The 12,580-nt window shown below is 66.9% G+C and carries 10 protein-coding genes and 3 tRNA genes; 7 read left to right on the top strand and 6 right to left on the bottom strand.

All coding sequences use genetic code 11. The annotated features are described in order from the left end of the window. Window positions 1–43: 43 nt before the first annotated feature. Entirely contained in the window at window positions 44–1,198 is a 1,155-nt protein-coding gene (locus tag OG452_RS24535; RefSeq protein ID WP_327297727.1) for a ParB/RepB/Spo0J family partition protein, read from the bottom strand. Between the two features lie 657 nt (window positions 1,199–1,855). Between OG452_RS24535 and OG452_RS24530 the strand changes: the two genes are divergently transcribed. Then, complete coding sequence (locus tag OG452_RS24530; protein ID WP_327297726.1) at window positions 1,856–2,383, top strand: hypothetical protein; 528 nt, start codon at window positions 1,856–1,858, stop codon at window positions 2,381–2,383. Window positions 2,384–2,386: 3 nt separating this feature from the next. Continuing rightward, complete coding sequence (locus OG452_RS24525) at window positions 2,387–3,163, top strand: hypothetical protein (protein ID WP_327297725.1); 777 nt, start codon at window positions 2,387–2,389, stop codon at window positions 3,161–3,163. Here OG452_RS24525 and OG452_RS24520 read toward each other — a convergent pair. Together OG452_RS24520 and OG452_RS24515 are read right to left on the bottom strand one after the other, a co-directional pair. Then, complete coding sequence (locus OG452_RS24520) at window positions 3,149–4,111, bottom strand: recombinase family protein (RefSeq protein WP_327297724.1); 963 nt, start codon at window positions 4,109–4,111, stop codon at window positions 3,149–3,151. The two genes, OG452_RS24525 and OG452_RS24520, sit on opposite strands and share 15 nt — an antisense overlap. Before the next feature lie 113 nt (window positions 4,112–4,224). Continuing rightward, window positions 4,225–4,425, bottom strand: coding sequence for a DNA-binding protein (locus OG452_RS24515; RefSeq protein WP_327297723.1), 201 nt, complete (start codon window positions 4,423–4,425; stop codon window positions 4,225–4,227). 184 nt (window positions 4,426–4,609) lie between these two features. Here OG452_RS24515 and OG452_RS24510 point away from each other — a divergent pair, with 184 nt between their 5' ends. After that, entirely contained in the window at window positions 4,610–6,199 is a 1,590-nt protein-coding gene (locus tag OG452_RS24510) for a tyrosine-type recombinase/integrase (protein WP_327297722.1), read from the top strand. Between the two features lie 123 nt (window positions 6,200–6,322). Here OG452_RS24510 and OG452_RS24505 read toward each other — a convergent pair. From OG452_RS24505 to OG452_RS24495, 3 genes are all read right to left on the bottom strand, one after another. Beyond that, window positions 6,323–6,399 (bottom strand) — tRNA-Ile (locus OG452_RS24505). A gap of 178 nt (window positions 6,400–6,577) precedes the next feature. Beyond that, a tRNA-Asn gene (locus OG452_RS24500) sits at window positions 6,578–6,650 on the bottom strand. Window positions 6,651–6,655: 5 nt separating this feature from the next. Next, window positions 6,656–6,728: transfer RNA gene (locus tag OG452_RS24495), tRNA-Asn, on the bottom strand. Window positions 6,729–6,895: 167 nt separating this feature from the next. Here OG452_RS24495 and OG452_RS24490 point away from each other — a divergent pair. From OG452_RS24490 to OG452_RS24475, 4 genes are all read left to right on the top strand, one after another. Beyond that, on the top strand, window positions 6,896–7,195 hold the full coding sequence (locus tag OG452_RS24490; RefSeq protein WP_327297721.1) for a YtxH domain-containing protein: 300 nt from the start codon (window positions 6,896–6,898) through the stop codon (window positions 7,193–7,195). Between the two features lie 30 nt (window positions 7,196–7,225). Further along, entirely contained in the window at window positions 7,226–8,707 is a 1,482-nt protein-coding gene (locus OG452_RS24485; RefSeq protein WP_327297720.1) for an FGGY family carbohydrate kinase, read from the top strand. Window positions 8,708–8,848: 141 nt separating this feature from the next. Next, the gene (locus tag OG452_RS24480; protein ID WP_327297719.1) at window positions 8,849–10,582 is read left to right on the top strand and encodes an ABC transporter ATP-binding protein; all 1,734 of its coding nucleotides are present in this window, start codon (window positions 8,849–8,851) and stop codon (window positions 10,580–10,582) included. Continuing rightward, entirely contained in the window at window positions 10,582–12,567 is a 1,986-nt protein-coding gene (locus OG452_RS24475) for an ABC transporter ATP-binding protein (RefSeq protein WP_327297718.1), read from the top strand. Before OG452_RS24480 ends, OG452_RS24475 begins: the two co-directional genes overlap by 1 nt. The last annotated feature ends 13 nt before the right edge of the window (window positions 12,568–12,580 follow it).

Below are 12,580 nucleotides of genomic sequence, written 5' to 3'. Positions count from 1 at the left end.
AAGAGGAGGGGCGGCCCGTTGAGGGCCGCCCCGAGTGGACAGTTCAGGCTGCGACGGGGACGCGCTCGGCCTCGGCGTCGTCCTCCCCCGGCTCCGGGGCGCTCTCCTGCTCCGAGTCGTCGGCGGCCTCGACCTGCGGGGCCGGGATGGCGGCCTCCGTCTCTGGTGCGACGTCGGCGGCGGGCTCGGCGCCGGGCTCCAGGCTGGCGAGCGCGGCGTCGGCCTCCGCGACGAGGTCCGGGGCAGCTGCCGCAGGGTTGACCATGATCTCGCTGGCGTCGGCGTGCGCCTTGGCCTGGCGGAGCTGGAAGCGGGCCTTCTGGACGAAGTTGGCGACCCGGTCCATCTGCTCCAGCCGCTTGCCCACCTGCCCCTCCAGGGCGCGGGCCAGCTCCATCGGGTCCGCCTTGCCGATGCTGTCCAGCAGCTCGCACATGCGCTCGACCTCGTCGAGGTCACTCTTGGTCTTCGCCTGCTCCCGGCCGTGCTGGGCCTTCTCCTCGGGGGTCATCTCCTTGACGTCGACCATGGAGTCCTGCTGCGCCGCCTTCTCCTGCTTGCGCATGGCGTAGGCGATGTGGACGAGTTGGTTGTCGCTCTTGTCGCCCTTCTTCCAGTCCTCGAAGACGGCCTTCTGGTTGTCCCGGGTCAGGGCGGCTATCTGGACGGCGGCCTGAGTGCCGATGTGTCCGAGGTCGACGGCCGTCTGGATCTCGGGGCGCAGGGCGAGCAGGGCCAGGCGCTGGTTGACGTACTGGACCGACTTGGAAAAGGTCTTCGCCACGTCCGCGATAGTGGCGTCCTCCTCCTCGTCCAGGACCTTCTTGAAGCCGCGCGCCTCCTCCAGCGGGAGCATGTCCTCGCGGTTCAGGTTCTCGGCCATCGCCTTCTTGAAAGACTCCATGTCACTGATCTCAGCGTCACCCTCGGTCAGGAGGATCTTCGTCTCGATGGAGCTGTTGCCTGCCAGCCCGTTGGCACGGAAACGGCGCTCGCCTGCGACCAGCTCGTACACGGCCGCCTGGGGCTTGTGCGGGGGGAGAGGCCCGATCTTGCGGACAACGATCGGCTGGAGGAGGCCGTGCTCCTTGATCGAGGCGGCCAGCTCGGTCAGCGCCTCCTCATTGAAGGACACACGGGGCTGGTTCGGGTTACGGCGGATCTGGCGCATCTTCAGGGTGGCGTATTTGTGGGGCATTTGAGTCTCCAAGAGGTCGGCGGGGGCTTCTCCTTCCCCCCTCCTTGTGGTTCTATTCTATATGCACCAAGGAGGGGGGTCTACAATTTTCGAGAAGTTTTTGCAGGTCAAAGGCGTGAGCGCGGACCCCCACAGGGAAGTCCGCGCCCTCTCACCCGTTTGATCAGCCTGCGACGGCGCCACTCAAGCACTCGGCGCCACGACCAGCCCTCTTCGGATCGACGACGGACAGGGCCCCCAGTACATCTAAGGCCGCATCCTCGTCCAGAACGACGGCCTCCCTGCCGTCGGACTCCGCTAATCGGGCCAGCACTCGCTCCAGCTCGATCCCCACCCAATCCTCCCAGCGTTGCAGCAGCCCGCCCCACGAAGAGCGACGGTCCACTTAGATCCCCACACAGAAAATCTCGCGGCACACAACAAGCGGATGGGGAGCTCCGGTCACGATCTCGCAGCCTTGAGGAGTGGAGAAGCGCGGGGCCCGCATGCTATGTACACGATCTACTGCTGGTCTACAGATCTTGCTTGGCAGGCCAGTCTAATGTCAATGTCAACCAACATAGACATTAGGCTGTCGAGCCAGCCTCGCCCGCCTCACGACCGCTCTGCCCGCCCCTCCTCCGGGTCTACAACGCCGCCAAAGGAGCAGCCCGCCTCATGTCGTCCGGCCCGGATATCCCTCTCGCCAGCAAGCTCGCCCTGCTGCTGCGTCGCAAGGTTGAGGCCGATGGGAAGACTCCAAGCACCCGCGCCCTTGCCGCCGCGACGGCCGCAGGGCCCGGCGAGAAGCCGGCGATGACCCACCAGGTCGTGAACGACCTGCTGAACGGGGTCAAGTCGAATCCGTCGATCTCACAACTCATCGGACTCGCACGGGCATTCGACTGTCCGGTAGGTTACCTACTCCCCCGTTACAACGGTTTGACCTCTCTATCTGTATATGAGGAGCAACAAGACGCCCGTGAGGCGCTTCGGCTTGTCCACGACCTGGGTGAGGCTGGGGCTGCCGAACTCCTGGAGGCCGCTCGTGAGATCCGACTGCGTCACGGACGTAGCGATCTCACCGTCCCCGAAGTTCCGGAACCGATTCCTCCTGCCGCGGAAGCGCCGCGGCCAGGCCGGCGGCGGCGACTCAGCTTCACTGAAGCAGCAGAACGAGCGGTCTCTGATCTGGAAGGAACCTGAACCATGGACGGCATCGTCTTCGGCTTCTGCGCGTTATTCGGCATAGCGGGCACTGCGCTCTCCGCCCGGGAAGCCTGGCGTCAGCGCAACCGGAACGAATACCGCATCGCTCGCTTCGCCCGAAGCGTGGCCTTCGGCGTCTGCACGATCGGTGTCATCCTCGCCGTGCCGCCGATCGACGGATTCGTTGAGTCCATAACCGGCATGAACAACGCCGCCAAGCTCGGAGCTCACTTCTGCGCGGTGCTATGGTGCGGCAGTCTTCAGCTCATGCTCGTCGACTGGTCTTACAACCAGCAGGTGTTGAAGGCCAGCCTGTATGCGCGCATCGCCTTCGGGGTGTGCGTCCTCGCCGCGATGCTGCCGCTGTTCGCCGAGACCACGGACGAGAGCCTGGAGTTCACGACCGAGTACGCCACGGTTCCGGGCGTCACCGTCTACCTCATGGTCTACCTGGCCTACGTTGCGGTCACGTGCGGAGAGATCGCATTCCTGTGCTCGGGCATGGCCCTGTCCGCGAAACGGGGCGGCCACGTGTGGACGGCGAGGGGCCTGGCCCTGTCAGCGACTGCCGCCGTCCTCGGCGTCGCCTATGCAGCGAGCAAGGGCTCGTATTTGGTGACGCACTACCTCAGGCACCCGTGGCCGCTGCACACCGAGGAGATCGTCTCGCCCGCTCTGGCTGGGCTCGCTGTGATCGCTCTGATCACGGGTCTGACTCTGGCGATGGTCGGCAGGCGCCTCGCCGCACGCAAGGCGCCCACCTCAGTGGCCGTCTGAAAGGCCGGGCAGCTTGCGCCAGCGCAGAACTACCCTCCCCGGCTCAACGGTGCGCACTCCACGGGCACTTGCGGGGAACACCTCCACGTCTTCCAGGAACAACCTCGTGATGGCCTTCTTTGAGGCGGAGGGCGCTGTGTTCCACCACCGCACCAGATCACTGGCACCGCCGAGGGTGAAGTTCGCCATCTGCTCGGCGTAGCGAAGGCGCGATCGGGTGTCCTTGAGGTTGACCGAGATCTCGCGGTCCGCAGTCACAAACGCGTCGCTGCTGATCTGACGCCTGCCGTAGAGGGTCGCCGCTTCGCTCCGGCGGCCTTCAAGGTCCGCGATGGTCGTCTTCATCTCCTCGACCTGGGCACGGACGGCATCTTGGGCCTTGAGGATCTGCTTGCGGATGCCGGGCTTGAGGAGCTCGGCCACGACGTACTCGCCGACGTGATTTTCCAGGAGTTCGGCGTCCATGCGGACCTCGCCACATCCGCCGCGCCCCTCCTTGTCCCTGGGGCGGCACCGGTAGCCGGGGGTTCCGGCGTTCGTCCTTGCCCCTTGGAGGTGGTGGCGGCAGTTGCCACACGTGCTCCCACCATCCACCAGCAGGTAGTCGAACGGGGGCGTCGCGTCACCCGTCTTGCGGCTCTCCTCCCGCTCCCGGAGGGCCAGGAACTCTTCGCGCGTGATGGCACCGGGGTGGCCGGCGTCGACGAGTTCACCGTCGTCGTCGTAGCGCAGTCCGGCGATCGCCGGGTTGCGGAAGAGGCGCCCGACTGACGCGTCCTTCCACTCGCCTCCGAGCGTGCCCCGGTAGCCTTCGCCGTTCGCCCACACGGCGATGTCCCCGTTGGACTGACCTTCCAGTGCCCGGCTCGCCATCTGGCGAAGCGGGTCCACTTCGTCATCTCGTAGCCGACGTTTCGACCCGTCGTCGAAACCGTAGAGCCGTGGCATGCGGTCGTCCGTTCTCGTCTGATGCGCCCCCTATAGCCGCCTGATCGTAGGTCATGGCCCTATGAGCAGAGCCATGACCTACGAAATCGATACACCCAAGCTACGCATGATCACTACGCGGGCGGCGCCACTCCGACCACTCGCCAGAGCGCAGCCGTAGGGACTCTCACCGTGCTGCCCAGCGTGAGCACCCGCACGGGGAAAGACCCCTCCCTGATCAGGTTGTAAGCCTTGTGCACACCGATCCCCAGGACCCGCGCAGCCGTCGTGACGTTCACAGTCGGCGGCAGTGCGAGCAGTTCCTCCAGGGTCATTGGACCGGCCCCGGAGTCCGTGGCTACAGAAGCGTCCTTCGTTGTCATCCCGTTGTCGCGTTCTCCCCCGCGCCAACATCCCATAAGAATACGCCAACACTGGAGTGTTGGGGCAAGATGGAGCATCGGTTCGACAAGGACCGACACAGAAGATCCACAACCGAAGGCCACGAAGGGGATGTTCGTGTTCGACCCCAGCTACTACCGACGCTGCGCGTGCAAGGCGCCGGCCGTCGATGACGACGGTTCCCCCATACTCACCGCCAGCGGCCAGCCGAAAATGCGCATGCTGGACAAAAACTGCCCGAAGCTGCCGCAGAAGGGGCACGGGACCTGGTACTTCTACTTCGAGCTCGAAGCCGGAGAGGGCGGAAAGCGTCAGCGCGTACGGCGAGGGGGCTTTGCCACCAAGAACGACGCTAAAGCGAAGGCGGAGGAGATCTACCGCGACGCCATCAGAGGTACTGATGTGCTCAGCGACGCCACCGTGGGCGAGGACCTGCACACCTGGCTCAAGAGGAAGAGGCGCTTGGCACGCACCACGCGTCACGGTTACGAAGAGCACATCGCCCTTTACCTCGAACCGCACCTCGGGCACATCAAACGCCGCGACCTGAAACTGCGCCACATCGAGGCTCTGTACGACGCGATCGAACGAGAGAACTCCGAGCGGCTGCTTCACCACGCCAAGGTCATCGAGTTGCAGGATGCGCGCGACGCCGCCCACACGGCGTGGGTCCGTACCGCGGGGATGAAGACCGCGCGCCGCCTCACACGTCGGCTCTACCTCGAAGCCAACGCTGCGCTCCGCGAGGGGCGTAAGGGGAAGCGGAAAATCACCAGCGCCGCCACAATGCACCGAATCAATGCCACCGTCAGCTCGTTCCTCGGCAGTGGCATCAAGCGCGGCGAGTACGCGACCAACTGGGCGGCGATGGTCGAGCTGCCGGCGGTCAAGCGCCCCAAGGCACTGGTCTGGACACCAGAGCGAGTCGAAGAGTGGAAGCGGACGGGCCAAAAACCCAGTCCCGTCATGGTCTGGACTCCGGAGCAGACCGGCCAGTTCCTCGACTTCATCTGCGATGACCGACTGTGCGCCATGTGGCACGGGTTCATCTTCCGTGGCCCTCGGCGAGGAGAGATGTGCGCCCTGCCCTGGACGGAGGTCAGCTTGTCGGGCTCGTGGTTCCGAATCTCCGCACAGATCGTTGAGATCGCGTACCGACAGTATGACGAGGCCCCGAAGCAGGACAGCGTGCGGACCGTCACGCTCGACTCGCAAACACGCGAACTGGTGCGTGTGTGGCGGCTAACCCAGGACAAGGAACGCGAGCAGTGGTCCGGTGAGAAAGCCTGGATTGAGAGCAACCGGGTCTGGACGCACGAGAACGGCGAGCCACTGCACCCCGACTGGATCAGCCGACGGTTCAACAGGCTCGTGGAGCTCTCGGGTCTACCGCCAATCCGCCTGCACGACACACGGCACCTGTCGGCCACGCTGGCGCTCCTCGGCAAGGCCGACATCAAGGTGGTCCAGGAGCGGCTTGGGCACAGTTCCCGTCAGATCACCTCGGACACGTACACGAGCGTCCTGCCTCAGCTCATGACCGCCGAGGCGGAGTCGACGAGCGCAGTCGTGCCGCGGCCCCCACAGAAGGGGGCCCCTCCGAACAAGGAGCACAGGAAGGCCGACAGCCGGGTCGAGGAGGCCAACAGCGAGGCGCCCGATGGTGATGAGGATGAGCCGAACGAGGGGTTGTGCGCCGCCGCGTGACCTGCGTCCTCAATTTGTCCTCACGATCATGAAAGCCTGATCGCAACGGGCCGCCAAGATCCCGGCGTACGCCGCCCCAACCAGCTAAGTAGCTGGTCAGAACGTTTTTTCGACGGGCAGTTTTGGTGGGGCGGAAGGGACTCGAACCCTTGACCGACGGATTATGAGTCCGCTGCTCTAACCGGCTGAGCTACCGCCCCATTACGGCGTGGCGCGTACACGTGTGCGCGCCGTCTGCCGCAGCATAGCCGCTCATACGATCTCCTGCCTCGGATGGTCGGCATCGCTGACCATGAGGACTGCGCCGTGGCCGGGGCGGTTCCACCCCGGCGGGAAACAGCACGAAAAAGGGCCCCTGAGGGGCCCTCTTCCGTCTTGCTCCCCCGACTGGACTCGAACCAGTAACCCTCCGGTTAACAGCCGAATGCTCTGCCAATTGAGCTACAGGGGACCGCGCTCCCCCGACTGGACTCGAACCAGTAACCTGCCGGTTAACAGCCGGCTGCTCTGCCAATTGAGCTACAGGGGATTGCTGCTGTGCACCGAACGTACCCACCGAACCGTTCCCGGGGGGCGTGTGCTCGCTGCGACACATACATTAGCGCAAGCAGGGGGGTGCTCCGCCAATCGGTTCCGCCCCGGGTGATCACGTGCCGGCCGGGTAGGCGGGCAGCACCGGCACAAGGGAAGGCAGCCATGCGGTACAAGCTGACGTTCGTCGTGGGACTCGCTCTCGGTTATGTGATCGGCACACGTGCCGGTCGGGAGCGTTACGAGCAGTTGAAGAAGTCCGCCCGTCAGGTCGCGGAGAATCCGGCCGTACGCAACGCGGCCGAGGCCGCCGCGCAGAACGGGCGGGAGGTCGCGGGCAAGGCGCTCCACACCGTGAGCGAGAAGATGGGCGACAGGATGCCCGACGCGATGGCCCACCGGGTCCGGTCGCTGCGCGAGCGGAACGGGGCCGTCGAGGACGACTGGGGCACCACCAACACCTGACGTCCCCCGCGTGCGGCACAATCGGGCCGTATGGGGATAGTCGCCGGTCTTGACAGCTCAGCCGCCTTCACGCGCATCGTCGTGTGCGACACGGACACAGGTGCCGTGCTGCGCCAGGGGTATGCGCCCCATCCACAGACGGATGGTGGGGGCGAAGAAGCCAACAGGGCCAACGAGGCCAGCAAGTACGAAGCCGATCCGCAGAGCTGGCTGCTCTCGCTCGGTGAGGCGGCGTCCGGCGGGCTGCTGGAAGGCGTGCAGGCCATTGGCGTGTCCGCCCAGCAGCACGGCCTGGTGCCGCTGGACCGGCAGGGCAATCTCGTACGGCCCGCGCTGGTAGGCAACGACAAGCGGGCGCAGGTCGCCGCGGCGGATCTGGTCGATTCGCTCGGCGGCCGGTCCGCGTGGGCCGAGGCGGTCGGCTCCGTACCGCAGGCCGCGCAGCCGGTGTCGAAGCTGCGCTGGCTGGCGCGGCAGGAGCCGGAGGCGGCCGCGAAGATCGTCGCCCTGCTCCAGCCGCACGACTGGCTCGTGTGGCAGCTGCTCGGGCGGCCCGCCCGGCGGATCACCGACCGGGGCGCCGCGTCGGGCACCGGCTACTGGTCGGCGGCGACCGGCGCCTACCGTCCCGATCTGGTGGAGCTGGCTCTCGGGCACACGGCCGCGCTGCCGGAGGTGCTCGGCCCGTCCGACTCGGCGGGGACCACCCCCGAGGGGCTGCTGATCTCGGCCGGCACCGGCGAGACGATGGCCGCCGCCTTCGGTCTGGGGGTCTCGGCCGGAGACGTGGTCGTGTCGCTCGGCGCGTCGGGTTCGGTGATGGCCGTGCACCACGAGGCGCTGTCCGACCCGTCCGGGATGATCACCTCGTTCGCCGACGCCACCGGGATGCATCTGCCGGTGGTGCACACGCTCAACGCCGTACGGGCGCTGCGCGGCACCGCCGAACTCCTCGGCGCCGAGGACCTGGAGGCCCTGTCGGCACTGGCGCTGACCTCCACCCCCGGTGCGTCCGGAGTGGTGCTCCTGCCGTATCTGGAGGGTGAACGCACCCCGCAGCTGCCGCACACCGCGGGCACTCTGTCCGGGCTGCGCCGCGAGTCGATGAAGCGTGAGCACGTGGCGCGGGCGGCCTTCGAAGGCATGCTCTGCTCGCTGGCGGACGCCATGGACGTACTGCGGGACCGCGGCGTCGAGGTGCGCCGGGTCTTCCTGCTGGGCGCCGCCGCCGAACTGCCCGCCGTCCAGGCCGCCGCACCCGGCATCTTCGGGGCGCAGGTGGTCGTCCCGCAGCCCGCCGACTACGCGGCGGTCGGTGCCGCCCGGCAGGCTGCCTGGGCGCTCGGCGTCTCCGAGGGCACGCTGGATCCGCAGACCCCGCCCGCCTGGCAGGGCGCGGCGGCGCAGGTACTCGAACCGGGCGACGGGCTCGCGGTGGGGCAGGCGGTGCGCAAGCAGTACGCGGCGACGCGTGACCAGATCCACCCCGGAGCGTTCGGCGCGCCGGCCTGACGGTCGTGTTCTTGACCCCTGTTTGAGGAAAACGGTTCGTGCAGGGCTGCGCGGTGCCGGAAACTGGGACGGCCGGACACCGTCCCTGATTTTCCCTGCCCTGCCGGAAGCCCCGCCGGACCGCCGACCCGAGAGATGCACGTGCTCATATCACTTCTGCGGACCCATTTGCGTCCGTACAAGAAACCCATGGCCATGCTGGCGCTGCTTCAGCTGCTCCAGACCTGCGCCACCCTCTATCTCCCGACGCTCAACGCGGACATCATTGACAACGGTGTCGTCAAGGGCGACTCGGGTTACATCCTGAGCTACGGCGGTCTCATGATCGCCATCAGCGTGGTTCAGGTGATCTGCAACGGCGGCGCCGTCTACTTCGGCGCCAGGACCGCGTCCGCACTCGGCCGGGACATCCGCGCCGGTGTCTTCGACCGGGTGCAGTCCTTCTCCGCCCGTGAGGTCGGGCACTTCGGCGCACCGTCCCTCATCACCCGGACGACCAATGACGTCCAGCAGATCCAGATGCTGGTCCTGATGTCGTTCACCCTGATGGCCTCGGCGCCGATCATGTGCGTGGGCGCCATCGTGCTGGCGCTCGGCCAGGACGTCCCGCTCTCGCTCGTACTGATCGCGGTCGTCCCGGTCATGCTCGTACTGGTCTCCCTGATCGTCCGGCGGATGCGGCCGCTCTTCCGGCAGATGCAGGTCCGGCTCGACACGGTGAACCGGGTGCTGCGTGAGCAGATCACCGGCAACCGCGTCATCCGCGCGTTCGTGAAGGACGCGTACGAGAAGGAGCGCTTCAAGGGCGCCAACGCCGAGCTGACCGAGGTCTCCCTGGGGACCGCCCGGCTGATGGCCCTGATGTTCCCGACGGTGATGACCGTGGTGAACGTGTCGTCGATCGCGGTGGTCTGGTTCGGTGCGCACCGGATCGACAGCGGCGCGATGCAGATCGGGGCGCTCACGGCGTTCCTCTCCTATCTGATGCAGATCGTGATGTCCGTGATGATGGCCACCTTCATGTTCATGATGGTGCCGCGCGCGGAGGTCTGCGCCGAGCGGATCCAGGAGGTGCTCTCCACCGACTCCAGCGTGGTGCCGCCGCTGAATCCCGTCACCGAGCTGGCCAGGCACGGCCATCTGGAGATCCGCGGGGCCGGGTTCAAGTACCCGGGCGCCGAGGCGTCGGTGCTGCGGGAGGTCGCCCTGGAGGCGCTGCCCGGTGAGACCACCGCGGTGATCGGGTCGACCGGCAGCGGGAAGTCGACGCTGCTCGGTCTCGTACCGCGGCTGTTCGACGCCACGGGCGGCGAGGTGCTGGTGGACGGCACGGACGTACGGGAACTCGACCCCGTCCTGCTGGCGAAGACCGTGTCCCTGGTGCCGCAGAAGCCGTATCTGTTCTCCGGGACCGTCGCGACGAACCTGCGGTACGGGAACCCGGACGCGACCGACGAGGAGCTGTGGCACGCGCTGGATGTGGCGCAGGCCAAGGGGTTCGTCGAGAAGCTCGAAGGCGGGCTGAACGCGCCGATCGCCCAGGGTGGCACCAACGTCTCCGGCGGGCAGCGCCAGCGGCTGGCGATCGCCAGGACACTGGTCCAGCGGCCGGAGATCTATCTCTTCGACGACTCGTTCTCGGCGCTGGACTACGCGACCGACGCGGCGCTGCGGACCGCGCTGCGGCGTGAGACCGCCCAGGCGACCGTGGTGATCGTCGCCCAGCGTGTCTCGACCATCCGCGACGCGGACCGGATCGTCGTCATGGACGAGGGCCAGGTCGTCGGGACGGGCCGGCACCACGAACTGATGGACGGCAATGAGACATACCGGGAGATCGTGCTCTCCCAGCTGACCGAGGCGGAGGCGGCCTGATGTCCGGTCCTGGTGGACGCATGATGGCAGGACCGACCCAGAAGTCCATGGACTTCAAGGGGTCGGGCAAGCGGCTGCTGCGGCAGCTGGCGCAGGACCGTGCCGCGCTGTTCACGATGCTGCTGGCCGTCGTCGGCAGCGTCGCGCTCTCGGTCGTCGGACCGAAGATCCTCGGCCGGGCGACCGACTTGATCTTCGCCGGGATCATCGGCCGCCATCTGCCCGCGGGCACGACCAAGGCGCAGGCTCTGAAGGGCCTGCACGCCAGGGGCCAGGGCGCGATGGCCGACATGCTCTCCGGTGTGGACTTCACGCCGGGCAAGGGCATCGACTTCACCCAGGTGGGAGAGATCCTGCTGCTCGCGCTGGCGGCCTTCGGCTGCGCGGGTCTGCTGATGCTCGTCACCACCCGGCTCGCGGCCCGGATCATCAACGAGGCCATGTACCGGATGCGTGAGGAGATCCAGGCGAAGCTCTCGCGCCTGCCGCTGTCGTACTTCGACAGGGCGAAGCGCGGTGAGGTGCTCAGCCGGACGACCAACGACGTCGACAACATCGGCCAGACGATGCAGCAGACCATGGGCCAGCTCATGAACTCGCTGCTCACCATCATCGGCGTACTGGCGATGATGTTCTGGATCTCCTGGATCCTGGCGCTGGTCGCGCTGGTGACCGTACCGCTCTCGGTGCTGGTGGCCACGCGCGTCGGCAAGCGGTCCCAGCCGCAGTTCGTGCAGCAGTGGAAGGTCACCGGCAAGCTCAACGCCCATATCGAGGAGATGTACACCGGGCACGCCCTGGTCAAGATCTTCGGACGGCAGGCGGAGTCGGCCGAGGCCTTCCGCGAGCAGAACGACGCGCTGTACGAGGCGGGGTTCAAGGCCCAGTTCAACAGCGGCATCATGCAGCCGCTGATGATGTTCGTCTCCAACATCAACTACGTGCTTGTGGCAGTCATCGGCGGGCTGCGGGTCGCTTCCGGGTCGCTGTCGATCGGTGATGTGCAGGCCTTCATCCAGTACTCGCGGCAGTTCTCGCAGCCGCTGACCCAGGTCGCGTCGATGGCGAACCTGGTGCAGTCGGGTGTGGCGTCCGCCGAGCGGATCTTCGAACTGCTCGACGCGGAGGAGCAGACGCCCGACGCCGACTCCTCCGGCACGGAATCCGACTCCGTGTCCGGCCCGGTGTCCGACGCGGTACCCGGTGCCCGTACCGCCGACCGTCCGGTGGCGGTGCGCGGCAGCATCTCGCTGGAGAAGGTCGCCTTCCGGTACGAGGCGGACAAACCGCTCATCGAAAATCTGTCCCTCTCGGTCGAACCGGGGCACACGGTCGCGATCGTCGGTCCGACCGGCGCGGGCAAGACGACACTGGTCAATCTGCTCATGCGGTTCTACGAGGTGACCGGCGGGCGGATCACGCTCGACGGGACCGACATCGCCGGCATGACGCGGGAGGAACTGCGCTCCGGGATAGGCATGGTCCTCCAGGACACCTGGTTGTTCGGCGGCACGATCGCGGAGAACATCGCGTACGGCTCGTCGCGCGCCGTCACCCGCGAGGAGATCGAGGAGGCGGCCCGGGCTGCCCACGCCGACCGGTTCATCCGCACCCTTCCCGAGGGGTACGACACGGTCATCGACGACGAGGGTACGGGGGTGAGCGCGGGAGAGAAGCAGCTGATCACGATCGCGCGGGCCTTCCTCTCCGACCCGGTGATCCTGGTGCTCGACGAGGCGACGAGCTCCGTCGACACCCGTACCGAGGTGCTGATCCAGCAGGCGATGGCGCGTCTGGCGCACGGCCGCACCAGCTTCGTCATCGCACACCGGCTCTCCACGATCCGGGACGCGGACGTGATTCTGGTGATGGAGAACGGGTCGATCGTGGAGCAGGGGTCGCACGAGGAGTTGCTGGCTGCGGACGGGGCGTATGCGCGGCTTTACGCGGCGCAGTTCGCGCAGGCGGTCGTGGAGGTGGATTAGCGGATCGGGGCCG

The organism is Streptomyces sp. NBC_01197 (genome assembly GCF_036010505.1).
GTDB lineage: Bacteria > Actinomycetota > Actinomycetes > Streptomycetales > Streptomycetaceae > Streptomyces.
Note: the sequence above shows the minus strand (reverse complement) of the source record. Positions and strands in the feature narration are given on the sequence as shown.

What these genes read in the sequence shown, in the direction of transcription:
- OG452_RS24535 (WP_327297727.1), bottom strand. Translation starts at nt 1,198, where the DNA reads ATGCCCCACAAATACGCCACCCTGAAGATGCGCCAGATCCGCCGTAAC.
- OG452_RS24530 (WP_327297726.1), top strand. Translation starts at nt 1,856, where the DNA reads ATGTCGTCCGGCCCGGATATCCCTCTCGCCAGCAAGCTCGCCCTGCTG.
- OG452_RS24525 (WP_327297725.1), top strand. Translation starts at nt 2,387, where the DNA reads ATGGACGGCATCGTCTTCGGCTTCTGCGCGTTATTCGGCATAGCGGGC.
- OG452_RS24520 (WP_327297724.1), bottom strand. Translation starts at nt 4,111, where the DNA reads ATGCCACGGCTCTACGGTTTCGACGACGGGTCGAAACGTCGGCTACGA.
- OG452_RS24515 (WP_327297723.1), bottom strand. Translation starts at nt 4,425, where the DNA reads ATGACCCTGGAGGAACTGCTCGCACTGCCGCCGACTGTGAACGTCACG.
- OG452_RS24490 (WP_327297721.1), top strand. Translation starts at nt 6,896, where the DNA reads ATGCGGTACAAGCTGACGTTCGTCGTGGGACTCGCTCTCGGTTATGTG.
- OG452_RS24485 (WP_327297720.1), top strand. Translation starts at nt 7,226, where the DNA reads ATGGGGATAGTCGCCGGTCTTGACAGCTCAGCCGCCTTCACGCGCATC.
- OG452_RS24475 (WP_327297718.1), top strand. Translation starts at nt 10,582, where the DNA reads ATGTCCGGTCCTGGTGGACGCATGATGGCAGGACCGACCCAGAAGTCC.